Below are 23,160 nucleotides of genomic sequence, written 5' to 3' on the forward strand. Positions count from 1 at the left end.
CCAAAACTGTGGTAGATCCGATGTTACCGGACCAGGAAGAACGATAACGCCCGTCAGGCGGGGGGCGATGGACGGGCGGGGTCTTCGGCCGCATCGCGTTTCGCCGAACGCAAACGCGCCAGCAGATCCCGGGCAGTCCACCGGCGCGGATCACCCCGCTCGGCCGCACCGATCAGTTCGACCAGACAGGCGTTGACCGGGGTCGGCATGCCGACCATCCGCCCCAGGCTCACGATCTCCCCGGACAACCAGGCGATCTCGGTCTTGCGTCCCAGTTCCAGATCGTCCGCCATCGAGGAACGGGCATGCGGATCCACCGCGACCACCCGTCCGGCGAATCGGCTGAACAGCAGGTCGGGCACCGTCAGCAACCGCACCATCGCCCGCGGCGACAGCAACGTCAGCCGCGCCGGGCGGATCTGCGCGCGGTGCATCACCGCCAGCGCCTCGGCCTGCGCGAGCGCCAGACAGCGCCGATAGTCGCGCTGACCGAGTTCGGCGCGCAGCGGCCGGCCGGACAGGGCGTTGATCGGGTTGTTCAGGTTCAACAGCAGTTTGGCCCACTGCACCGGCAACAGATCCGCATGACGCTCCAGCGGCAGGCCCGCACGAGCGAACAGCGGCGCGAACCGATCCAGCGCGGGGTCGTCGGCGACCGCCAGGCCACCGGCTGTGCCGCGATGGAAGCATCCGCCGTCGCGGTGCACGACGTTGAACATCACCATTCCGGCCAACACCACGCACGAGGGCAGGATGTCCTCGATCACCGTGTCGTTGCCGATGCCGTTCTGCAGGCTCAGCAGCACCGTGTCCGGGCGTACCCGGCCCACGAGTTGTTCGGCGGAGACCGCCGTCTGCGGCGACTTGACCGTGACCAGGATCAGGTCCGCGGTCGCGGCCGAGGTGGGTTCGGTGGCCACGGCGAAGGCGCCCGGCGCCACCCGGTCGGCGCCGCCGTCCAGATCGGTGAGGCACAGTCCCTTCTCGGCGATCTCGTCGAGCAGGCGCGGACGACCCACGAAGGTGACATCGGCGCCGGCCGCCGCAAGCTTCCCGCCCACGAATATTCCGATACTGCCGGCGCCGAGCACCGTCACTCGAAATGTCACGCGGGGCCTACCTCCTCGATCAGGGTGTCGCCGTAGCCCGGGTCCTCGGCCAGTGCGGTATAGGCCTCCAGGGCGGCACTCGATCGCTCCCGCACGGCCGTGACCAGTTCGGCCGGCCCCAGTACCGTCACCCCGGAGCCGAAGCCCAGCAGCAGTCGCGCCATCCAGTCCAGGGTCGCGAAACGCATCGTGGCCTCGACGTGGCCGTCCGGCAGCAGCGCGGTGCGCTGCATCGGGTACTGATCCAGTACCCAGCCGTGGTCGGCGCGAATCCGTAAGTGCGCCAACGGAACCGCCGCGTCCTCGGAGAACAGGTCCAGTGCGGCGGCCTCGTCGGTGGCATGGCTGGGCGGACGGGCCGGTTCGTCGAGTTCGGCGGCCTCCTCGATCCGGTCGAATCGGAACAGCCGCACCCCCTCGGCCCGGCGGGACCAGGCCTGCAGATAGGAGTTGTTGTCCACCAGCACGATTCGAATAGGATCGACCACACGCTCGGAGACCTCGTCCCGGCTCGCGGAGTAGTAGACCAGCCGCAGCGCGCGCTTCGCCGCCAGCGCCGAACGCACCGTCGTCACCGCCGGAGCCTCGAGGGGCGCAACCGATTCCGTCCCCGCCGAGGTGCCGGACCCCGCGATGGCCGCCTCGATCTTCGCCAGCGCCGCGTGCGCGGCCGTCGGATCCACCATGCCCGGCAGATCGGCGATCGACCGCAATGCCACCAGCAGCGCGGTCGCCTCGGTGGAGGTCAACCGCAACGGGCGGTCGATTCCCGCGGAAAAGGTGACCTCGACACTCTCCTCGGAGAAGGACAGGTCGATCAGATCACCCGGCCCGTACCCGGGCAGGCCGCACATCCAGAGCTGATTGAGGTCGTTCATCAGCTGTTTGGTCGTCACGCCCAGGTCCTCGGCGGCCTCCGCGGCGCTGATCCCCGGGTTGGCCAGGAAATACGGGACCATGTTCAGCAGCCGGGACAACCGCGTGGACAGTCGGCTACTGCTCATGCGGGTGCTCTTGAGTGTCATGCCGGAACCTCTGTGTGGTCGAGCACCGAACGCAACCGCTCCACGACGTCCTCACGCAACTGCGGCGGCGCCAGAACCAACGCGTCCGGACCGAGTCCGGTGATCAGCCGGGCCAGCCAATCGCGCGACCGCACCGGAACCTCCACCACCGCGCCCGCGCGGCCGGCGACCTCGCGATCCTCCACGACCGCGCCGAGACGGCGAACCTCCTGGCCGCGGCCGTCGGCCACCCACACCGTCGCGGTTCCGGTCACGGGGGCCGCGCCGGTCACCCGGGCGACCATCGCGCGCAGATCCACACCCTCGGGTTTGCGCACCGCGTTCTCCGGGCCGTATGCGGTGATGTCCTCGCCGATCCGGGAGAGGCGGAAGGTACGCACCGCGTCGCGGATGCGATCGTGCCCGACCAGATACCACCGTCCGTGGTGGGTGACCACGCCCCACGGCTCCACATCACGCATCAGATAGGGCGAATTGTGCGAGTTGCGATGCTCGAACCGGACCGCGCGGCCGGCGTCGATCGCGGCCAACAGCTTGCCCAGCGCCGCCTCCGACCCGCGCGTGCGGGCGGGTACGGGCGGCACCGAGGCCAGTGCCGCCTCGGGCTCGACGTGGATCCCGGCCGCTCGTAGTTTCAGCACGGCCCCCTCTGCCGCGGCGGCCAGCTCGGGAGAATCCCACAACTGCACCGCCACGGCTACGGCTGCGGCCTCCTGGCTGGTCAGATCGATATCGGGAAGTTCGTAGGCGTCACGATTGATCCGGTACCCCTCCTGGCTGGTGTACCGGCCGATCGGCCCGACCTCCAGGGGAATGCCGAGATCGCGCAACTCGTTCTTGTCGCGCTCGAACATCCGGCTGAACGCCTCGTCACTGGCCGAGTCCTCATAGCCCGCCACGCTGTCGCGGATCCGTTCGGCGCTCAAGAACTGCCTGGTCGAGAGCAGCGCGATAACCAGATTCATCAACCGCTCGACCTTGGATATCGCCACTCGGACAAGAATAATGCGACTCGCCGCATCGATGCGCGCTGGTACGGCAATTTTCGCGACACGCACCCTTTCGCCAGCAGCGAACTTCTGGTGAACTCACCCGGCGCGCTACCGCACGCCGGGATCGGGCACGCCAACGGTATCCGGCGATCCCTCTCGCCGCTCACGACCGCCGACAGCGCGATACCGGCCGATCCGCAGCACAACCGACCGTCACGACGCGATCAGGCGATCCACTCGTTCGTCCACTGAACGGCATCGACGCAGCCTTGCACAACACCAAACGCAAAGCCCGCCCTCACCGACCAGCCGATCACATCGACGCGATCAGGCGATCCACTCGTTCGTCCACTGAACGGAATGGATCCTTGCACAACACGGTGCGCTGGGCCTGGTCGTTCAGCTTCAGGTGCACCCAGTCGACGGTGAAGTCGCGACCCGCCTCCTGAGCGGCGGTGATGAAATCGCCGCGCAGCTTGGCGCGGGTGGTCTGCGGCGGGGTCGTGACGGCCGCGTCGACCGCGTCGTCCTCGGTGACCCGCTTGGCCAGACCCTTGCGCTGCAGGAGATCGAAGACGCCGCGACCACGCTTGATGTCGTGATACGCCAGATCCAACTGGGCGATCTTGGGATCGGACAGGTCCATGTTGTACCGGTCCTGATAGCGCTGGAACAGCTTGCGCTTGATCACCCAGTCGATCTCGGTATCGACCTTCGCGAAGTCCTGCGCCTCGACCGCGTCGAGGGTGCGACCCCACAGGTCCACGACCGCGTCCACCTGCGGATCCCGCTCGCGGTTGCGCAGGTGTTCCACGGCGCGGGCGTAGTACTCGCGTTGAATGTCCAGGGCGCTGGCCTGCCGCCCGCCCGCCAGGCGCACCTGACGCCGCCCGGTCAGGTCGTGCGATACCTCACGGATCGCCCTGATCGGATTGTCCAGGGCGAAGTCCCGGAACGAAACGCCCGCCTCGATCATCTCGAGCACCAGCGAGGCGGTGCCCACCTTGAGCATCGTGGTGGTCTCGGACATGTTCGAATCGCCGACGATCACGTGCAGACGTCGGTACTTCTCGGCGTCGGCGTGCGGCTCGTCGCGGGTGTTGATGATCGGCCGCGAACGCGTGGTCGCCGAGGAAACACCCTCCCAGATGTGCTCGGCGCGCTGGGACAGGCAGAACGTCGCCGCCTTTGGCGTCTGCAGGATCTTGCCCGCGCCGCAGATGAGCTGGCGCGTCACCAGGAACGGCAGCAGCACATCGGAGATCCGGGAGAATTCACCGGCGCGCACGACCAGGAAGTTCTCGTGGCAGCCGTAGGAGTTGCCCGCGGAGTCGGTGTTGTTCTTGAACAGGTAGATATCGCCGCCGATACCCTCCTCCGCCAAGCGCTGCTCAGCATCGATCAGCAACTCCTCGAGCACTCGCTCACCCGCACGGTCGTGGGTGACCAACTGCACCAGGCTGTCGCATTCGGCCGTCGCATACTCCGGATGGGATCCGACATCGAGGTAGAGCCGGGCACCGTTGCGGAGAAATACGTTCGAGCTACGGCCCCAGGAAACCACCCGGCGGAACAGATACCGGGCCACCTCGTCAGGGCTCAACCGACGGTGGCCGTGGAACGTACACGTCACCCCGAACTCGGTCTCGATCCCCATGATTCGTCGCTGCACACCATCGACAGTACAACCAACGCAACCCCGAAAGTGGCTGTGCGAGCAAGTGGTTGCATACGTCTTCACAACGATTTCACGGGTGCGGGGCCGAAATCGCGATCCCGGCCCGCACTTAGGCAAGGCCCCTTACACTCGTGCTCCACGAGTGTAAGGGGCCCGGGCACACCGGATTACGCGGCTGCTACGAGTTCGACGGATCTCCTGCCGACGGTGTCTGCGGCTCATCCGAATCCTCGGATTTCTCAGCCGAATCGCTACCGGTCGTACCCGCCAGCAAGGTCTGCAGAGCGGTAGGCGTGATGCGCCGGAACGCACGGCGCGGCCGCGACTGCTCGAGCGTAGCCACCTCGAGTGAGCCTACGCCCAACGTCCGCTTCTCCTTGTCAGCCCCCTCGGGAACGGCCTTCTGCAGCGCCTGCACAGCGGTCTCGAGCGCGCTGCTCAGATCCAGCCCCGACCGGTAGGTCTCCTTCAGCGCGGTCGCGATGGGATCGGTGTTGCCGCCCATCACCACATATTCACGCTCGTCGACGATGGAACCGTCGAAGTTGATCCGGTATAGCACCGAATTCTGGGCCTGCTCGGGATGGCCGACCTCGCCGATGCAGATCTCCACCTCGTACGGTTTGAGCTGATCGGTGAAGATCGTGCCCAGCGTCGAGGCGTACACATTGGCCAGGGCCCGACCGGTGACGTCGCGCCGGTCGTACTGGTAGCCGCGCAGATCGGCCTGCAGGATACCGCCACGACGCAGGCTCTCGAACTCGTTGTACTTGCCGACCGCGGCGAACCCGATCCGGTCGTACAGCTCACTGATCTTGTTCAACGTCGCCGACGGATTCTCCGCGACGAACAACACACCTTTGTCGTACACCAACGCCACGACACTGCGTCCCCGTGCGATTCCCTTGCGCGCAAGTTCGGTCTTGTCGCGCATGATCTGTTCGGCCGACGCGTAGTACGGCAGTGTCATGCTGCAATTCCTTTCCGCATGCCCGGGCGGCCTACGCGGTTACGCTCCGCTGCCGCCTCCGGCCGCTGACCGTTCATGCGGGGGCACCCCCTTCTTCCGCCTCGCGCTCATCGGCCAGCGACCGCGCGATCTCCGCCAACCGCTCCTCCGGAACCTCCACCGCGCCCTCGGCGTCGATCAGGACCGCCGTGGGGTAGATGCCGCGCAGCAGGTCCGGGCCGCCGGTAGCGGTGTCGTCGTCGGACGCGTCGATCAACGACTGCACCCCGATCCGCAGGGCCTGCTCGGCATCGAGACCGCGACTGTAGGTCTTCTTCAGCGAGGATTTGGCGAACATGGAGCCGGATCCGGTCGCCGCATAGCCGAATCGTTCCTCGGTACGGCCGCCGACCACGTCGTAGGACACGATGCGACCGGCATTGTCCAGATCGCTGGCCTCTTGGTCGTATCCCGCCAGGATCGGTACCGCGGCCATCCCCTGCAGTGCGGCGGGCAGATTGTCGCGCACCATTCTGGAGAGTTTGTTGGCCTTACCGTCGAAGGTCAGCGAGACGCCCTCGATCTTCTCGTAATGCTCCAACTCCACCGCGAACAGCCGGATCATCTCGACTGCCACGCCCACCGTGCCCGCGATGCCGGCCGCGGAATAGGTGTCGGTGATGTACACCTTCTCCATATCGCGACTGGCCAGCAGATTGCCCTGGGTCGCGCGACGATCGCCCGCGATCAGCGCACCGCCGCGATATGTGATCGCGACCACGGTTGTGCCGTGCGGGGCCAGATCCTGCGACGCCGCCCCGTTGGGGGCGGCGTCACCGGTGTTGCCGAATCTGTTGGCGGGCAACAGTTCCGGAGCTGACTGGCGCAGATGTTCGGTGAACGACGACAGCGCGTACCCCGTGTGGAGCCGCATGGGGTCACCTGATGTCACTGGCCGCCCTTCTGAACATATGCGCGCACGAAGTCTTCCGCGTTCTCCTCGAGTACGTCGTCGATCTCGTCGAGCAGGTCGTCGGTGTCCTCCGCCAGTTTTTCGCGGCGCTCCTGCCCCGCGGCATCGACGCCGGCAGCGTCGTCGTCCTCGTCGCCGCCACCGGCGCGCCTGGTCTGCTCTTGTGCCATAGCAGCCGACCTCCTCTGATCATCGGCGAGCACCGGATACTCCGATGCTCGTCCCTCAACACTACCCAGCGGCGCCGACAACATGCCGGATTACACCGCAATGTGCCCCCGCCGCAACGTCGCAGCAGTCCGGTATCGCACCCGGTGGGATGGCGATTCGGCCGCTTCGGCGACGGCTATGTGGTCAGCTGTTCCACCAGTTCGGCCGCGGTGTGCACACCGTCCAGCAGCTTGCCGACATGCGACTTGGTGCCGCGCCGGGGCTCGAGGGTGGGGATGCGCACCAGCGAATCGCCGCCCAGGTCGAAGATCACCGAATCCCAGCTGGCCGCCGCGATGTCGCCGCCGAACCGGCGCAGACATTCACCGCGGAAATAGGCGCGGGTATCGGTGGGCGGCTTGGTCATCGCGTCGAGCACCTGCTGCTCGGTGACCAGTCGCTGCATCGAACCGCGGGCCACCAGGCGGTTGTACAGCCCCTTGTCCAGGCGCACGTCGGAGTACTGCAGATCGACCAGATGCAGTTTCGGCGCGGCCCAGCCCAAACCCTCGCGATTGCGGATGCCCTCGAGCAGGCGCAGCTTGGCCGGCCAGTCGAGCAGGTCGGCACATTCCATCGGATCGCGCTCGAGCAGATCCAGTACGTGCGCCCACTTCTCCAGCAGATCGGTGACGCGGGCGTCGTCGGTGCCCTCACGACTGTGGTACTTGCCCACCCGATCGAGGTAGATCCGTTGCAGCGCAAGGCCGGTCAGCTCACGACCGTCGGACAGCGCGACCGTCGCGCGCAGGGTCGGATCGTGGCTGATCGTGTGCACGGCGGTCACCGGACGCGCGAGTTGCAGATCGGTCAGATCCTCCCCCGCCTCGATCAGGTCCAGCACCAGGGCCGTAGTGCCGACCTTCAGGTAGGTGGACCATTCGGCGAGATTGGCGTCACCGATGATGACGTGCAGGCGGCGGTACTTGTCCGCGTCGGCGTGCGGTTCGTCGCGAGTGTTGATGATGCCGCGCTTGAGCGTTGTCTCCAGACCGACCTCGACCTCGATGTAATCCGCGCGCTGGGACAGCTGGAATCCGGCCGTATCGCCCGATTGGCCGATGCCGACCCGGCCCGATCCACAGATCACCTGGCGCGAGGCGAAGAACGGGGTGAGGCCGACGATGATCTGGTTGAACGGGGTGTCGCGGCTCATCAGATAGTTCTCGTGGGTGCCGTAGGAGGCGCCCTTGCCGTCGACGTTGTTCTTGTACAACTGCATCGGGGCCGCGCCCGGCACGCTCGAGGCGTAGCGCGCTGCGGCCTCCATCACCCGCTCACCGGCCTTGTCCCAGATCACCGCGTCCAGCGGGTCGGTGACCTCGGGTGCGGAGTATTCGGGGTGTGCGTGGTCGACGTAGAGCCGGGCCCCGTTGGTGAGAATCATGTTCGCCGCGCCGACCTCGTCGGCGTCGATCACGGGGGCGGGTCCGTTGAGGCGGCCCAGATCGAAACCACGAGCGTCGCGCAGCGGCGATTCCACCTCGTAATCCCATCGGGTGCGCTTGGCCCGTGGCACGCCTTCGGCGGCGGCGTACGCCAGCACCGCCTGTGTGGAGGTGAGAATCGGGTTGGCCGAGGGTTCGGTGGGCGTGGAGATCCCGTACTCGACCTCGATTCCGATAATGCGCTGCATGAGTTGAATCGTAACCGCGTCGCGCGCCGTCACCCGGACGGGCGGTGCGCGAGACGGGGCGCGACCGGCGGGCGGACGGTGCGCTCCGGGCGTGTTCCCGAAGCGCCGAACGACACGTCTGTGCAGGCCGCGGAGGATTCCGTCGTGCCGGCCTGCTGCCGCACTCACGGCCGCCCGGTCGCGGACGATTCCCGCCTTCCGGCGGCTACGCACGAGAGTGCGGTATCGCTCAGGACGCCGAACTCTCGGGGCTGGCCAGCAGTACCGCGACGGGAGTGTCGCGGGCCAGCGGAACGCCGAGACCGCGCGCATTGCCCTCGAACAGCGCCAGGACCGATTCGGTGAGCATGCCTTCGATCTGCTCGCAGGTCAGTGCCGTCGCCGAATCCGCACGCCAGCTGTTGACCACGCCGTCCACGAATCCGACCACACCGAAGGCCATCGGCCGCGCACTCGCCGGATCGATACCGAATCGCGCCAGCGCGGAAGTGAACAGGTCGGCCAGGCGCCCGCCGATCCGGTCCCGGGCGCCCGCGATCGCCTGTGACGAATCTCCCTGCGGCGCAATGCCGTCCAAAAATCTGTGCAGGCCGGGGTGCCGATCGACCCATTCGACGTAGGTGCCGACCGCGCCGCGCACCGCGTCCCGCACCGTGCCGTCGACTCGCAGCGCGGGCATCAACTCCTCCAGCAGCGCTTCCAGGATCCGGCGGCGAATCTGCTCGTCCAGATCGGCGCGGCCGTCGAAGTGGCGATATACGACCGGGCGCGGCAGCCGCAGTCGATCCGCGATCTGCTGTACGGAAATATCGGCGCCGCACTCCTGGATCACCTCGACCGCCGCGTCCAGCACCGCGGCGCGGCGACGTTCCTTGTGCCCGTTCCAGCGCGTACTACGGCCGTCGACACTCCTGCGCGCCTCCGGTGCGGTCCGCCGGGACGCGGACCTTCCACCGGTCTCGCTCACACCGCAACGATACCGGCCGCCGATATGGCCGATACGTGATGTCTCACGAATCTCCGGCGGCTCAGAGCAGCGACCGCAGCGATTCGTCGTCCCGGGCGACCACCGCGCCGCGGCTGTTCGCCACGATCGGGCGCTGAATCAGCTTCGGGTGGTGGGCAAGGGTCTCGATCCAGTGCTCGCGATCCTCGGACGTGCGCGACCACCCGGCTATGCCGAGTTCCTTCGCCGCATCCTCGCCGGTGCGCGTGATATCCCACGGTTCGAGACCGAGACGATCCAGCATCGTCCGGATCTCGGCCGCGCTGGGCACATCCTCGAGGTAATGCCGCTCGATGTAGGAGACCCCGGCCTCGTCCAGCGCCCGCTTGGCCGCACGGCTCTTGGAACAACGCGGGTTGTGCCAGATCTCCATCTGATCGGATGTCATGTTCGCACCCTAGCCCGGTAGGGCACAGATCCGGCAGTCCCGCTGACCGCTCCCGGCTCGCCGCGGATCAGCCCCGACGACCGCCACCGCTGGGCAGGAATCCGCCCGACGCGTCTCGGCCGCCGTCTCGCGCACCCTGGCGATGCCGCCGCCCCGGCGCACCCGACCGATCCGCCCCACCCGAGTGCGCGTGCCGCGAACCCGACCACTCGTGACCGGTCCGCCCGGCGCCTCCCGCATGCCCATCGTCGGACGAATATGCGTGCCGCACACCGGCTTCACCACGTCCCTCCCGCGAAACCTCGCCGGACGCCTTCGCGCGCCGCCCCGCAGCACCGTTCGAATACGACTGGCGCGCATCGGAGTTCACGGCCCGCGCAGGACGATCGCCCGATCCTCTCCCGGTCTCCTTCCGCGATCCTCGACCCGCCTCGGCCCGAGCGCGGCCGGCACCCGAAACATCCTGCCGGGCACCGAATTCCACGGTGTCAGGGCTCGAGGGTCGCGCCCTCCCCGAATCCGCACGCCCACCCCGCGGCGCATCTCCGCGCGCACCCGGATTCCCGACACGGTCGCGGCCACGCCGGGAACTCCTGTCGAACCGATCCTTCTCGGCAGCCGCGCTGGCCACGGCCTGCGGCACACCATCGCTCGCCATTTCACGACGCCCGCGCCGGACCGCCGGATCGGACTTCGTGCCGCGCGAACCGCTCGCGGAGTCACGGGATATGTTGTCGGTCGAATACCTCTGCGACACAACGTAGTTCGACGCCCCACGACGATCCTGCGGCGAACCGGTGTCCCCCTTCGTGGCACGCCTGCGCCGGCCACGCGCGTCGGCCGAGTATTCCTGCTGCCCGGCGGATGTCGGCGCCGACTCGACACGTCGACGTTGTCCGGTCCGATCGATATCCGAATTCGCCGTTCCGACCCGACCCGCGCCCGACCGGCCGGCGGCCTGCATGCCGCGACCGTTCCGGGAAGACGTATCCGAATCCGCCCGGACGCCGGAACGTCGTGTCCGAGCCGAGGTTCCAGCCTTACTCGGCGCCTTCTCGGCAACCGACGGCGGCGTCACGATCGGGGCGATGACACCGATCAGGTCACCGACCGCTCGCGAGTCCGCGGTGACCGACTGCGGGCGCACGGTGATGGCGGCCTTGCGCAGCAGAGTCGCGGTGTCCTTGCGCTGATCGGGCAGGACCAGGGTGACCACATCGCCCGCACTTCCCGCGCGCGCGGTGCGGCCGGACCGGTGCAGATAGGCCTTGTGTTCGGCGGGCGGATCCACGTGCACGACGAGTTCGACCCCGTCCACGTGCACACCGCGGGCGGCGACGTCGGTGGCCACCAGCACCCGCGCGCTCCCCTGGGCGAAGGCGGCCAGATTGCGGTCGCGAGCGTTCTGGGCCAGGTTGCCGTGCAGGTCGACCGCCGGAATCCCTTCCGCCGTCAACGTTTTCGCGAGCTTGCGGGCTTGGTGCTTGGTCCGCATGAACAGGATCCGGCGACCGCTGCCCGAGGCCAGCGCGCGGACCACATCCTTCTTCACCGCCGGACTCGCGACCTCGAAGACGTGGTGGGTCATCGCGGTCACCGGCGAATGCGCCTCGTCCACCGAGTGCAGTACCGCATCGGGCAGGAAGCGTTTGACCAGTTTGTCCACGCCATTGTCCAGGGTCGCCGAGAACAGCAACCGTTGCCCACCCGCCGGTGTCGCGGCGAGAATCCGGGTGACACCGGGCAGGAAGCCCAGATCGGCCATGTGATCGGCCTCATCGATCACGGTGATCCCGACGCCGCCGAGGTCCACCAGCCCCTGCCGCATCAGATCCTCGAGCCGACCCGGGCAGGCCACGACAATGTCCGCACTCGCCGCCAGGGCCTTGACCTGGCGATTCTGCGAAACTCCGCCGAATACCGTGGTCACTCTCATCGAATACGCCGCGACCAGCGGCTCGAGCGCGGTCGCGATCTGGGTGGCGAGCTCCCTGGTCGGGGCCAGGATCAGTCCGGCGGGACGATGCGGTGCGGCGGTTCCGGCCAGATCGCCGGCGAGCCGCGCCACGACGGGGATGGCGAATGCCAGCGTTTTGCCGCTGCCGGTTCGGCCCCGGCCCAGCACATCGCGTCCAGCGAGCGTGTCGGGCAGGGTGTCGGCCTGAATGGGGAAGGGGGCGGCGATGCCGGCGCTCTGTAGGGCTCGCACCAGCGGAGCCGGTACGCCCAGAGCGGCGAAGGATTCGGTCACGGCAGCGCCGGACACGGATTCGGTGGAATTCACAGGGATACTGATGTCTTTCAGGGCAGGGTGCCCGCGACGCGCAGCACAGTCGAATCACGCGGGGGCACGGTGGCGAGATGGCCGATGGGCCACATCGATCGCCGCAAGGAGAGCCGGTGCCACAGCGCGGATACGCGGTGAAAGCAATCTACGACGTCGGACACGGGCGAACCGCATCCGACGATCATGATAGCCCACCCATAGCCCCGGAACGATTCGGTGTAGCGACCGTCACCAACTTTTCTGCCCAGTGGGCAATTTTGCCCGCCGAGAACTCTTGCCCGGTGAGCAATTTTCCGTCAGACTGGATGCATGGCCGACGAACAACCCCTCGGGCTTCGGGAACGCAAGAAGCTCGACACCCGTAAGGCGTTGAGCGATGCGGCGCTCGAGCTGATGTTCGAACGCGGCCTGGAAAACGTTGTCCGAGAGGACATCGCAGCACGGGCCGGGGTTTCGGTCCGCACCTTCAACAACTATTTCTCCAGTAAATTCGAGGCCCTGGCCTACCGGCAGATCGAGCGGCTGCGCCGCGGCGCGGAGCTGCTGCGCGAGCGCCCCGCCGAGGAGCCGCTCTGGACGGCGATCATCGAGTCGGTGCTCGCCCCGTACGAGTCCGACGGCGTCGGGTGGGGCCCGCCCACCCCCGCGATACTGGCCGAGAACCGCAAACTGCTCACATCTCCCGAGATGTTCGCCGCCTTCGTGCACGGCACGGGCGACGAACTGGTCACCGCGGTGGCCGCACGCACCGGCACCACACCGGCCGACCTGTATCCGAAGCTCGTCGCGGCGGCGGTCAACGCCGCCTGCACCGCCGCGATCGATGTCTACGTCCACGCCGACCCGCCCGAAATCGTCACCACGATCCTGCGCCGGGCCCTGACCGAACTGTCCCTGGGGCTGCCGGACCCGAGCGTCTGAGCCACCGGTCACCGAAATCCACACTGCGGTAGCACATTCGGCGCTTCCGTGATTCGCCGCACCCTTCTCCACCGAGAAGGCACACATATCGACAGGGGTTGATCTCGTCATGTCCGAAACAACAACCGACGTCATCGTTTCCGGCGCTGGGCCGAACGGCCTCATGCTCGCCTGTGAACTCGCCCTGGCGGGGGTCGAGCCGATCGTGCTGGACCCGCTTCCGGGCCCGAGTCCCGAACCCAAGGCGAACGGCCTGATCGGCCAGGTGGTCCGGTTGATGGATATCCGGGGCCTGTTCGCCCCCAACGAATTCGAGATCTTCGATTCCTCCCGGACCGCACATCCCGAACCCATTCCCCACTACATCTTCAGCGGCCTGCCCTTGGACTTGACTGCGGTGCAGCACAATCCGATGTACGGCTGGTCGATCCCCCAGCCTCGGCTGATCGAACTGCTCGCCGCCCGCGCCCAGGAACTCGGCGTGCGGATCCGGTGGGGGCATCAGCTCACCGGCTTCGATAGCGACGGGGAGCAGACCGTAGCGGCGGTGGCCGGGCCAGAGGGCGAGTACCGGATCACCACCCGATACCTGGTAGGCGCGGACGGCGGAAAGAGCCTGGTGCGCAAGCAACTCGGGATCGCCTTCCAGGGCACCAGCTCCGATGATCGAATCACTCGCTTCGCCCATGCCCACGTCCCGGCCGAACTGCGGACCGAGGACGGCGGGATCGAGATTCCGGGCGCGGGCCGATTCGGCTTCGGCCACAACCGCGTCGAGCGCGGCATGTTCGTGTACGCCGAGATCATTCCCGGACGTCCGATGATCGGCGCGAGCGAGTACGGTTGCGATCCCGTATCGAACGACGAGCCGGTGACATTCGATGAGGTCCACCGGGCGGTCGAACGCGTCCTGGGCGTTGCGGTGCCGATCACGCCGCCCGAGGGGCCGGGCCCACATGCGTTGCGCCGCACGGTCGGTCAGAACACCCTGCTCGCCGAGCACTACCGGCAGGGCGGCGTCCTGCTGGTGGGTGATTCCGCCCATGTCCATTCGGCGATGGGCGGGCCCGGCCTGAATCTGGGCTTGCAGGATGCGATCAATCTGGGCTGGAAACTCGCCGCCGTGGTACGCGGTGACGCGCCGGATGATCTGCTGGATAGCTATGAGAGCGAACGTCGTCCGGTCGCCGAGCGGGTCATGATGCACAGCCTCTCGCAAACCGCCCTGATCGCGCCCGGCCCCGAGGTGACCGCACTGCGTGAACTCTTCGGCGAACTCCTGCAGCTGCCCGAGGTCGCGAACCATCTCGCGAATCTGCTTGCCGGATCCGATGTTCGGTACGCGATCGGCGACGATCATCCGCTGTCCGGCCGCCTGGTTCCCGATCTCACCGTGACGACCGAGTCCGGGCCGGTGCGAGTCGCCGAGTTGCTGCGCACGGCACGTCCGATCCTGCTCGATCCGACCGGCGCCGCGGCCGGGCACGCACGCGAATGGGCAGATCGGGTCGATATCCTCACCGCCACCGCGGACAACGCGCCCGCCGCGGCGCTGTTGATTCGTCCGGACGGGTATGTCGCCTGGGCCACAAGCGATTCCGAGATCGACACCGATGGTCTGTACCGGGCGCTGACCCGCTGGTTCGGGCCCGCTCGCACGCCTGCCGAGGTCACCGAATGATTCGTGCCGGGAGGCGTCGACGGCGCCTCCCGGCACAGGCTCACCGATCCATCAGCGTGCGGCCACACCTGCGACCAGGGGTTGCGCCGGCTGGTGCACTTGCGGACCGTGACGTTCCGCGTGTTGCCCGCGAATCCGAGCCGGGTGTCCAGCTTTCCGATCGGAACCACCGACCGCCACGACCACGTGGTCGTCCGGCGGTGTTGCGAAGTAGCCGAAACCCGCGCGCCCCTACTCCGCGGGGCGCGCCTCGACGTAGCAGTCCGCGGACAGGGTGTGCAGCATCTGCCGCACGCCGATCGGAGCCCAGCCGACCTCCGGATCGTGCCGCACGACCGGATCGGTGAGCGTGATGGTGTGTCCGTCGAGTTCGAGTTCGAATTCACCGGCGGCCAGAATATTCTTGAGCCAGTCGACATCCCGGCCATAGCTGAGCGCGATGCGATACGCGCCGTCACGACTGAACACCGTCACCGGCGTGTGGTACTCGCGCCCCGAGTTGCGACCCCGATGCACGAGCACCCCGAGTCCGGGCATCCGCCCGGCGACCAGGCCCGCGACCGGATTGGTAACCCGCCGGTTGAACCTGGCCAAGGCCCGTGGCAACGGCATTGTCATCCCCTTCCCGAAATTCCTGCGCCCACAGGCTACGCGAACCCCTGCAACCGCGCGCCATGATCGAAAACGACCAGGGATTGCCGGAGCGCGCGCCGCCCTACCCGCGCACGAATCGGATCCGGCGGCCGGGCCGAGCCTGGGCGAGGGCGTCGATATCGGCATCGAGGACGGTGGCGATCACCGGGTAGCCGCCGGTAATGGGGTGGTCGGCCAGGAATACCACCGGCTGGCCGGACGGTGGTACCTGGATCGCACCCAAGGGCATTCCCTCGGCGGGGAGTTCGGTGTCATCGACTCGGGTCAACGGCGGACGGTCCGCATCGCCCTCGAGCCGAATGCCCACGCGGTCGGTATCGGGGCTCACCCGCCAATATCCGGCGAAGAGGTTCTCGGGACGGTCGTACCAGTCCTCGCGCGGACCCAGCAACACCCGAACGGTCAGCGCCTCGGCGGTCAGGGGCGCGACCGGGGCGACGTCGACCTCCGGCCAACGCTGCGGCGGCGCTCCCACCGGCAGGATGTCCGAGGCCCGCAGCGGCTCGGGTCCGATCCCGGCGAGGGTGTCATAGCTGCGGGAGCCGAGTACCGATGGCACCGCGATACCGCCACGAACCGCGACATAGCTGCGCATACCGGTCGCGGACGTGCCGAGCGTCAGACGCTGGCCAGGACCCGGACGCAGGACCGAGGAGTGCGCGGCCGGACGCCCGCCGAGCGTGATCGGTGCGGGTGCGCCGGTGACCGCGACGACAGCGGGTGCTCCGAACTCAAGGACCAGCCCACCCAGCAGGCATTCGATCGCCGCGGCGGATTCGTCGTTGCCGACCAGGCGGTTGGCCAACGTGCACGAGCGCCGGTCGGCCGCTCCGGAAACGCCGACACCAGCATGAAACCATCCCGGGCGGCCCGAATCCTGAATGGTGCTGAACATGCCGGGCGCGACCACGCGCAGCGCGGGCCCCGCCGAGCCGTCCGAGCCGGTGGGATGCGACGGCGAGACGGACCGGGTCATGCGGCGATCTCCACCGCTGTGAAGCGCACCCGGGTCCCGGGCCGCAACAGCGCGGGCTCGAGCCGGTCGACATCCCAGAGCGGCGCCGTCGTCCTGCCGATGATCCGCCAGCCACCCGGCGAACTGCGCGGATAGATGGCGCTGTACCCGGCGGCCAGGGCGACGGATCCGGCCGGTACCGCCGTGCGCGACTGCCGGCGACGCGGCACCATCAATTCCGCGCCGGACGACGCTTCGAGATATCCGAACCCCGGTGCGAAACCGACGAAGGCGCACCGCCACAACGCGGCGGTGTGCCGGGCGATCAACTCGGGCTCGGAGATACCGAGCAGATTCGCGGTCTCGGCCAGGTCGGCGCCGTCGTAGTGCACCGGGATCTCTACTGCGGCACCATCGTTCACATCGATGACCGTTTGTTCCGACACCGTGGCGAACGCCGCGCGCAGCCGGCTGACCATGACCGCCACATCGACACCGGGCCGCAGCGTGATCAGTATCGTGCGCGCTGCCGGAAGAACGTCCCACACGCCCGCGACGGGGTCGTCCCGTAGACGATCGATGAAGCCCAGCAACTCGGCCCGATTCGACGGCTCGACCAATAACGCCCGATCCCCGGCCTGCCGTATCGTCAGCTCGGCCTCGTTCACGACATCGGCGCTCATGTGAATGCCCGCAGCTCGACACCCCGCTCGGTCAGCGTGCTGCGGATCGCCCGCGCCATCGCCACCGCACCGGGCGAATCACCGTGTACGCACAAGCTCCGCGCCGGTACCGCGACCGGCACACCGTGCACATCCTGGGCTTTGCCGTCGGCGGCGATCGAAAGAGCTTGCGCCAGAGAAGATTCCGGATCCAGGACGCTCCCGGGGCGACTTCGCGGCAGCAACGTGCCCGCCGGGGTGTAGGCCCGGTCTGCGAATCCCTCGGCATGGAAGTCGATTCCGGCCGCCGTCGCTGCCGCCTCGTGCTGTGATCCCGGCAGACCCAACAGACTCAGACCGCCGTAGATACCCACCGCCGCCGTGATCGCCTGCGCGATATCCGCATCCTCGGCAGCCGAATTATACAGAGCGCCATGCGGTTTCACGTATCGAACCCGATCACCGGCGGCACGGGCGAAGCCGTCGAGGGCGCCGATCTGATACAGGCATTCATCGATCAGCTGCCGCGCCGGCATCGAGATCGGCCGCCGCCCGAATCCGGCCAGATCCTGGTAGGAGATGTGCGCACCGATGCGCACCCCGCGTTCGACGGCCATCGCGCAACTCCGGCGCATGACCGACGGATCCCCGGCGTGGAATCCACAGGCGATATTGGCGCTGGTCACGATCTCCAGCAGAGCATCGTCCTCCCCCATCGACCAGGCGCCGAACCCCTCCCCCAGATCACTGTTGAGATCGATCGTCACGGCCGCCTCCTTCATCAGATCACACCGCCTCACACCGGTGTGGGGCGACCGACAGCCCGGTCATGTTGCCGCTCGAATCCCTCCGAGACGAACTGCGGTGCGAGTTTCAGTGTGTTTCAGTGTATATATGCCGGCCCAGCGAAAACCGACTTCCGACAAGGACGAACCGATGGGTGAGGTGATCGCGGTCTACGACCGCGCCGGGCAGGAGATCGACACCGCCGAACGTTCGTCGGTCTATGCGCGCGGGCTCTGGCACGCCAGCGCCGGTGTCCTGGTTCGCTCCGGCGACGGCGAGCGCGTCTATGTACACCGCCGCACCGACACCAAGGCCGTCTTCGCCGGGATGCACGACTGCCTGGCCGGTGGCGTCCTGGGCCCGGGTGAGAATCCGGCCGACGCCGCGGTGCGCGAACTCGGCGAAGAACTGGGAATCATTCTCGGCGACAACGATTCTCGTCCGATCCCGCGAGCCCGCGTCAGCTGGGACGGCGAATGGCTCGGCACACCCATGCGCTGCCACCTGTACGCCTACGAGATTCGGTACGACGGGCCGATCCGGCACCAGCCCGAGGAGATCGCCGACGGCTGGTGGTGGACCGACGCACAACTGCGCGCCCACCTGGACGATCCGGCATGGCCGTTCGTCCCAGACACGCGCGTGCTGATCGAGGACCTGCTGCGTCCTTGACTCATCTCACGAAGGAGTCGGCCACCGTCAGCACTTCGTCGAGAATCTCGATCCCCGTACGCAATTCGTCCGCCGAGGTGGTCAGGGGCGGCGCGATCTGCAGGCGATTCGCGGCGACGAACGGCCACAGTCCGCGCTCCTTGGCCGCGGCGGTGACGCGGTTCATCGGTTCCGCGGCGGCGCCACTGGCGGCAAAGGGAATCAGCGGCTCCCGCGTCTGCGGATCCCGGACCAGCTCGAGGGCCCAGAAGAATCCCATACCGCGCGCCTCGCCGACCGAGGGATGCCGAGAAGCCAACTCGTGCAATCCCTTTCCGAGCACATCGGAGCCGACCGAACGGACGTGGTGCAGAATGCCCTCCCGTTCGAAGACTTCGATGGAGGCCACCCCCGCCGCGCACGCCAGCGGATGCCCCGCGTAGGTCAGCCCGCCGGGGTAGACCGTATCGTCGTACCGGGCCGCGATCGGCTCGGCGATGAGAACCCCGCCGAGCGGCACATAACCGGAGTTCACCCCCTTGGCGAAGGTGATCAGATCCGGCGCGACATCGAAGGCCCGCACCGCGAACCATTCACCTACGCGGCCGAATCCGACCATCACCTCGTCGGCGATGTAGACGATCCCGAACTCGTCGCACAGTTCGCGCACACCGGCCAGATATCCGGGCGGCGGCACCAGCACGCCGTTCGTACCGACCACCGACTCCAGGATCAGCCCCGCGATATGTTGCGGCCCTTCGAGTTCGATCACCTGACGCAGATGCCGCAGCGCCGCGGCAGTCTCCTCCTCGGGGGTGGAGGTCTGCCAGGCAGAGCGGTACGGATACGGACCGAAGAACCGGACCACGTCCACATTGGTCGGCTCCGCACCCCAGCGCCGCGGCTCACCGGTCAGGCCGATCGCCACACCCGTACCGCCGTGATAGGACCGGTAGGCCGAGAGCATCTTCGTCCGCCCGGTGTAGCTGCGCGCCAATCGCACCGCATGTTCGACCGCCTCGGCGCCGCCGGTGGTGAACAACACCCGGTTCAGCCGGCCGGGCGCGCGTTCGACGATCAACCGCGCCAGCTCGCTGCGCACCTCGTTGCCCACGGTCGGCGAGATGGTCGTCAATATCCCTGCCTGCGCCACGATCGCGGCCACCACGTCCGGATGTTGATGACCGATATTAACGTTCACCAATTGCGAGGAGAAGTCCAGATAACGCTTGCCGTCGGCGTCCCAGAACCAGGACCCCGAAGCTCCCGTGATCGGAACCGGATGCACCCCCGCCTGCGCACTCCACGGATAGAAGACGTGGTCCACCGGCAACCTCCCTCGTCGGGCCACCGCACGCGAGCCGCATCCATCGCATGCACGGCACACTCCTGTCCGTGATCAAACCAGATCAGCGGGCACCTCGTCCCGGGTTCGTCGCGATCGCCCGCATTCCCGGTGTTTTCGTTTCGACCGGCGAGACAACGGGTACCAGTCAGCGCAACGGACGGTCCGGCCGCTCACGCGGACATTCCTCGACCACCGTGGCAAGATGCGCGGCAACCTGCCGCATCCGATGTTATGAAGGAGTCACCCCCCGGTGAACAGTGTTCCACAGCACCCGCAGCTCGACGACGATCGGCCGTCGCGCCGAATTCACCTCCGGCGCACAATGGTACGGCGAATCGGCCTCGTCGCCGCCGGTCTGTCGCTGGCACTGTTCGGCACCGGGCAGGCGCTCGCCGCACCCACTCCCCTGCACACGGGTGCACCCGGTTGCATGAACGCCGCGCCGGGCAAGCCCAACGGCAAGCAGTGGCCCGCCGAACCGGGCATGACGATCAACCAGAAGGCCACGTACACCGCGAGCCTGGAAACCAATTGCGGCACCATCACCGCCCGGCTCGACGCCGCCAAGGCGCCCCGTACTGTCAACTCCTTCGTCTTCCTCGCCGGACAGCAGTTCTTCGACCACACCCGCTGCCACCGCCTGACCACCGAGGGCATCTTCGTGCTCCAGTGCGGCGATCCGACCGGCACCGGCCGCGGCGGTCCCGGTTACAAGTTCCCCGATGAGAATCTCGCCGGCGCGACCTACCCCGCGGGCACCCTCGCGATGGCCAACGCCGGACCGAACACCAACGGCAGCCAGTTCTTCCTGGTCTACAAGAACTCCCAGCTCCCCCCCAACTACACTCCGTTCGGCCACATCACCGGCGGTACGGACGTCCTGCAGAACATCGCCGCGGGCGGCACCAAGGACCACTCCGGCGACGGCGCACCGGCCACCGACATAATCCTGCAGTCCGTCACCACCCACTCCTGACCCGGCTGCTGCCGGATCCGGCGCGATCGGGTCCGGCAGCACATCCGGATCTCACCCGCGAGCCCGAGCAGAGCCCACCGCGGCGCACCAACAATCGACAGTCACAGAAGGCCCCGACTACGCATCCGTCCCGAGTGCGGTCGCTGCGCGAGGTTGTGACGTGCTTACCGACCCACTACGACGTTCTTGTCACGTGGAGAGCGAATACGGGTATCAGGAGCCTGAACACACGCAAGGGCTGCAACCTCCACAGAGGTTGCAGCCCTTGCGTTTTGCCTGATTACAGGTACTGACCCGTATTCGACTCGGTGTCGATGGCGCGGCTGGCGGAGGCGTTCTTGCCGGTGACCAGCGTGCGGATGTAGACGATCCGCTCGCCCTTCTTGCCCGAGATGCGTGCCCAGTCATCGGGATTCGTGGTGTTGGGCAGGTCCTCGTTCTCGGAGAACTCGTCCACGATCGAATCGAACAGATGCTGGATGCGCAGGCCCGGGTTGCCGGTGTCGAGCACGGACTTGATCGCGTACTTCTTCGAGCGGTCCACGATGTTCTGGATCATGGCGCCGGAGTTGAAGTCCTTGAAGTACAGGACTTCCTTGTCACCGTTCGCGTAAGTGACCTCCAGGAAGCGGTTGTCCTCGCTCTCGGCGTACATGCGGTCGACGACCCGTTCGATCATCGTCTGCACGCACTTGACCCGATCGCCACCGAATTCGGCGAGGTCGTCAGCGTGCACCGGCAGCGTCTCGGTGAGGTACTTGGAGAAGATGTCCTGTGCCGCCTCGGCGTCCGGGCGCTCGATCTTGATTTTCACATCGAGGCGTCCGGGGCGCAGGATGGCCGGGTCGATCATGTCCTCACGGTTGGACGCACCGATCACGATGACGTTCTCCAGGCCCTCCACACCGTCGATCTCCGACAGCAGCTGCGGCACGACGGTGGTCTCCACGTCCGAGGAGACACCCGAACCGCGGGTGCGGAAGATCGAGTCCATCTCGTCGAAGAACACGATCACCGGAGTGCCCTCGGAGGCCTTCTCCCGTGCCCGCTGGAAGATGATCCGGATGTGCCGCTCGGTCTCGCCGACGAACTTGTTCAGCAGTTCCGGGCCCTTGATGTTGAGGAAGAACGACTTGGCTTCCTTGGCGTCCTCACCGCGAGCCTCGGCGATCTTCTTCGCCAGCGAGTTGGCGACCGCCTTGGCGATCAGCGTCTTACCGCATCCGGGCGGACCGTAGAGCAGCACCCCCTTGGGCGGGCGCAGCGCGTATTCACGGAACAGGTCCTTGTGCAGGAAGGGCAGCTCCACCGCATCGCGGATCTGCTCGATCTGGCGCGAGAGGCCGCCGATGTCCTCGTAGCCGACGTCCGGCACCTCCTCGAGCACCAGATCCTCGACCTCGGCCTTGGGAATCCGCTCGAAGGCGAAACCGGCTTTGGTGTCCACCAGCAGCGAATCGCCCGCACGCAGGCGACGCACCGGACGATCCGGATCATCCACGTCGTCGACGTCCACCAGGGCGGTGAGCGGGCCGGAAAGCCACACCACGCGCTCCTCGTCGGCATGCCCGACCACCAGGGCCCGGCGGCCGTCGTCGAGGACCTCGCGCAGCGTGCCGAGCTCACCGATCTGGTCGAAGTTACCCGCCTCCACGACGGTGAGCGCCTCGTTCAGCCGCACGCTCTGGCCGTAGTGCAGTTCCGAGGTGTCGATATTGGGCGAACAGGTCAGCCGCATCTTGCGCCCGGAGGTGTAGACATCGACCGTCTGATCCTCGAACACGCTGATCAGGATTCCGTAGCCACTCGGTGGCTGACCCAGCCGATCGACTTCCTCACGCAAGGCCACCAACTGCTGGCGCGCCTCTTTGAGCGTGTCCATCAGCTTGGTGTTGCGAATCGTCAGCGAATCGACGCGCGCTTCCAGTTCTCTTGTACGATCCGGCGAGTCGGCGAGTTGCCTCCGGAGTGCAGCCGCCTCGGCGCGTATCGCCTCGAGCTCTCTCCAGGCCGCCGAATCCGAATTCTCGATGGGGCTCATGATGCTGCTCCTCCCAGTCCCGGTCTATCAACGCTACCGGGCCCGAACCGTTCTCGCTTTCCGACATGGTTTCGTCGTGATCACATCTGTGCTGCGTTCTGCGGCTGGTCGAGCGCTTCCGCCGCTCTTGACCCACCGCCTCCGGCGCGTTGATCGCCGGACCCGAGCCGAGTGATGCGGACCGATGCTCCTTTCACCGGTCGTACTGTTGTAGCAGTAACGCCGCGCGGAC

Annotated in this window: 20 protein-coding genes and 1 pseudogene; 4 read left to right on the plus strand and 17 right to left on the minus strand. The window is 67.2% G+C overall.

Annotated elements, in window-relative coordinates; all coding sequences use genetic code 11:
• Positions 1-53: 53 nt before the first annotated feature.
• From NV1_RS24860 to NV1_RS47230, 11 genes and pseudogenes are all read right to left on the minus strand, one after another.
• Positions 54-1,109, minus strand: coding sequence for a 2-dehydropantoate 2-reductase (locus NV1_RS24860; protein ID WP_067895930.1), 1,056 nt, complete (start codon positions 1,107-1,109; stop codon positions 54-56).
• Positions 1,106-2,134: a helix-turn-helix transcriptional regulator gene (locus NV1_RS24865; protein WP_245713900.1), complete on the minus strand. Its 1,029-nt coding sequence runs from the start codon at positions 2,132-2,134 to the stop codon at positions 1,106-1,108. Before NV1_RS24865 ends, NV1_RS24860 begins: the two co-directional genes overlap by 4 nt.
• On the minus strand, positions 2,131-3,126 hold the full coding sequence (locus tag NV1_RS24870; protein ID WP_084525741.1) for a helix-turn-helix transcriptional regulator: 996 nt from the start codon (positions 3,124-3,126) through the stop codon (positions 2,131-2,133). The genes NV1_RS24865 and NV1_RS24870 overlap by 4 nt, the downstream gene beginning before the upstream one ends.
• A gap of 313 nt (positions 3,127-3,439) precedes the next feature.
• The gene (gene pafA, locus NV1_RS24875; RefSeq protein ID WP_218008796.1) at positions 3,440-4,798 is read right to left on the minus strand and encodes a Pup--protein ligase; all 1,359 of its coding nucleotides are present in this window, start codon (positions 4,796-4,798) and stop codon (positions 3,440-3,442) included.
• 184 nt (positions 4,799-4,982) lie between these two features.
• Positions 4,983-5,774, minus strand: a complete 792-nt coding sequence (prcA, locus tag NV1_RS24880) for a proteasome subunit alpha (RefSeq protein ID WP_067895932.1) — start codon at positions 5,772-5,774, stop codon at positions 4,983-4,985.
• Positions 5,775-5,847: 73 nt separating this feature from the next.
• Positions 5,848-6,687 carry a proteasome subunit beta gene (gene prcB / locus NV1_RS24885; protein ID WP_067895940.1) on the minus strand — a complete coding sequence of 280 codons (840 nt, stop codon included), beginning with the start codon at positions 6,685-6,687 and terminating at the stop codon, positions 5,848-5,850.
• Between the two features lie 14 nt (positions 6,688-6,701).
• Positions 6,702-6,896, minus strand: a complete 195-nt coding sequence (locus tag NV1_RS24890) for a ubiquitin-like protein Pup (RefSeq protein WP_040823079.1) — start codon at positions 6,894-6,896, stop codon at positions 6,702-6,704.
• Positions 6,897-7,072: 176 nt separating this feature from the next.
• Positions 7,073-8,572: a depupylase/deamidase Dop gene (gene dop, locus NV1_RS24895; protein WP_067895943.1), complete on the minus strand. Its 1,500-nt coding sequence runs from the start codon at positions 8,570-8,572 to the stop codon at positions 7,073-7,075.
• A 229-nt stretch (positions 8,573-8,801) separates the two neighbouring features.
• Positions 8,802-9,539 (minus strand): TetR/AcrR family transcriptional regulator, encoded by a 738-nt coding sequence (locus NV1_RS24900; RefSeq protein WP_084525742.1) that lies wholly within the window; start codon positions 9,537-9,539, stop codon positions 8,802-8,804.
• Positions 9,540-9,600: 61 nt separating this feature from the next.
• On the minus strand, positions 9,601-9,966 hold the full coding sequence (locus tag NV1_RS24905) for an arsenate reductase family protein (protein WP_157117339.1): 366 nt from the start codon (positions 9,964-9,966) through the stop codon (positions 9,601-9,603).
• Positions 9,967-10,855: 889 nt separating this feature from the next.
• Positions 10,856-12,256 (minus strand): annotated as a pseudogene (locus NV1_RS47230) (DEAD/DEAH box helicase); the annotation flags it as partial.
• Positions 12,257-12,562: 306 nt separating this feature from the next.
• Between NV1_RS47230 and NV1_RS24915 the strand changes: the two are divergent.
• Together NV1_RS24915 and NV1_RS24920 are read left to right on the plus strand one after the other, a co-directional pair.
• A complete protein-coding gene (locus NV1_RS24915) occupies positions 12,563-13,174 on the plus strand; it encodes a TetR/AcrR family transcriptional regulator (RefSeq protein WP_067895945.1) in 612 nt (203 codons plus the stop codon).
• A gap of 109 nt (positions 13,175-13,283) precedes the next feature.
• Positions 13,284-14,855: an FAD-dependent monooxygenase gene (locus NV1_RS24920; RefSeq protein ID WP_067895949.1), complete on the plus strand. Its 1,572-nt coding sequence runs from the start codon at positions 13,284-13,286 to the stop codon at positions 14,853-14,855.
• A 231-nt stretch (positions 14,856-15,086) separates the two neighbouring features.
• On the opposite strand, the gene NV1_RS24925 is transcribed toward NV1_RS24920, so the two are convergent.
• The 4 genes from NV1_RS24925 to NV1_RS24940 form a co-directional block, all read right to left on the minus strand.
• Positions 15,087-15,467, minus strand: a complete 381-nt coding sequence (locus tag NV1_RS24925) for a nitroreductase family deazaflavin-dependent oxidoreductase (protein ID WP_067895952.1) — start codon at positions 15,465-15,467, stop codon at positions 15,087-15,089.
• A gap of 103 nt (positions 15,468-15,570) precedes the next feature.
• Positions 15,571-16,485: a 5-oxoprolinase subunit C family protein gene (locus NV1_RS24930; protein ID WP_084525743.1), complete on the minus strand. Its 915-nt coding sequence runs from the start codon at positions 16,483-16,485 to the stop codon at positions 15,571-15,573.
• Complete coding sequence (locus tag NV1_RS24935) at positions 16,482-17,147, minus strand: 5-oxoprolinase subunit B family protein (protein ID WP_067895955.1); 666 nt, start codon at positions 17,145-17,147, stop codon at positions 16,482-16,484. The genes NV1_RS24930 and NV1_RS24935 overlap by 4 nt, the downstream gene beginning before the upstream one ends.
• The gene (locus tag NV1_RS24940) at positions 17,144-17,893 is read right to left on the minus strand and encodes a LamB/YcsF family protein (RefSeq protein ID WP_067896093.1); all 750 of its coding nucleotides are present in this window, start codon (positions 17,891-17,893) and stop codon (positions 17,144-17,146) included. Before NV1_RS24940 ends, NV1_RS24935 begins: the two co-directional genes overlap by 4 nt.
• A gap of 169 nt (positions 17,894-18,062) precedes the next feature.
• On the opposite strand from NV1_RS24940, the gene NV1_RS24945 reads away from it, so the two are divergent.
• Positions 18,063-18,584: an NUDIX hydrolase gene (locus NV1_RS24945; RefSeq protein ID WP_067896095.1), complete on the plus strand. Its 522-nt coding sequence runs from the start codon at positions 18,063-18,065 to the stop codon at positions 18,582-18,584.
• 1 nt (position 18,585) lies between these two features.
• Here the strand turns inward: NV1_RS24945 and NV1_RS24950 are convergent, their stop codons facing one another.
• Positions 18,586-19,890 (minus strand): aspartate aminotransferase family protein, encoded by a 1,305-nt coding sequence (locus tag NV1_RS24950; protein WP_067895958.1) that lies wholly within the window; start codon positions 19,888-19,890, stop codon positions 18,586-18,588.
• 271 nt (positions 19,891-20,161) lie between these two features.
• Here NV1_RS24950 and NV1_RS24955 point away from each other — a divergent pair, with 271 nt between their 5' ends.
• Positions 20,162-20,887 (plus strand): peptidylprolyl isomerase, encoded by a 726-nt coding sequence (locus NV1_RS24955; RefSeq protein ID WP_067895961.1) that lies wholly within the window; start codon positions 20,162-20,164, stop codon positions 20,885-20,887.
• Between the two features lie 280 nt (positions 20,888-21,167).
• Here the strand turns inward: NV1_RS24955 and arc are convergent, their stop codons facing one another.
• Positions 21,168-22,928 (minus strand): proteasome ATPase, encoded by a 1,761-nt coding sequence (gene arc, locus NV1_RS24960; RefSeq protein ID WP_067895965.1) that lies wholly within the window; start codon positions 22,926-22,928, stop codon positions 21,168-21,170.
• Between the last annotated feature and the right edge of the window lie 232 nt (positions 22,929-23,160).

This window comes from Nocardia vaccinii NBRC 15922 (genome assembly GCF_001613305.1).
In the GTDB taxonomy this organism is placed as follows: Bacteria; Actinomycetota; Actinomycetes; order Mycobacteriales; family Mycobacteriaceae; genus Nocardia; species Nocardia vaccinii.

Excerpts from the sequence above, each read along its gene's own strand:
- NV1_RS24865 (WP_245713900.1), bottom strand. The coding sequence starts at position 2,134 with ATGACACTCAAGAGCACCCGCATGAGCAGTAGCCGACTGTCCACGCGG.
- prcA (WP_067895932.1), bottom strand. The coding sequence starts at position 5,774 with ATGACACTGCCGTACTACGCGTCGGCCGAACAGATCATGCGCGACAAG.
- prcB (WP_067895940.1), bottom strand. The coding sequence starts at position 6,687 with ATGCGGCTCCACACGGGGTACGCGCTGTCGTCGTTCACCGAACATCTG.
- NV1_RS24890 (WP_040823079.1), bottom strand. The coding sequence starts at position 6,896 with ATGGCACAAGAGCAGACCAGGCGCGCCGGTGGCGGCGACGAGGACGAC.
- dop (WP_067895943.1), bottom strand. The coding sequence starts at position 8,572 with ATGCAGCGCATTATCGGAATCGAGGTCGAGTACGGGATCTCCACGCCC.
- NV1_RS24905 (WP_157117339.1), bottom strand. The coding sequence starts at position 9,966 with ATGACATCCGATCAGATGGAGATCTGGCACAACCCGCGTTGTTCCAAG.
- NV1_RS24915 (WP_067895945.1), top strand. The coding sequence starts at position 12,563 with ATGGCCGACGAACAACCCCTCGGGCTTCGGGAACGCAAGAAGCTCGAC.
- NV1_RS24920 (WP_067895949.1), top strand. The coding sequence starts at position 13,284 with ATGTCCGAAACAACAACCGACGTCATCGTTTCCGGCGCTGGGCCGAAC.
- NV1_RS24925 (WP_067895952.1), bottom strand. The coding sequence starts at position 15,467 with ATGCCGTTGCCACGGGCCTTGGCCAGGTTCAACCGGCGGGTTACCAAT.
- NV1_RS24930 (WP_084525743.1), bottom strand. The coding sequence starts at position 16,485 with ATGACCCGGTCCGTCTCGCCGTCGCATCCCACCGGCTCGGACGGCTCG.
- NV1_RS24935 (WP_067895955.1), bottom strand. The coding sequence starts at position 17,147 with ATGAGCGCCGATGTCGTGAACGAGGCCGAGCTGACGATACGGCAGGCC.
- NV1_RS24945 (WP_067896095.1), top strand. The coding sequence starts at position 18,063 with ATGGGTGAGGTGATCGCGGTCTACGACCGCGCCGGGCAGGAGATCGAC.
- arc (WP_067895965.1), bottom strand. The coding sequence starts at position 22,928 with ATGAGCCCCATCGAGAATTCGGATTCGGCGGCCTGGAGAGAGCTCGAG.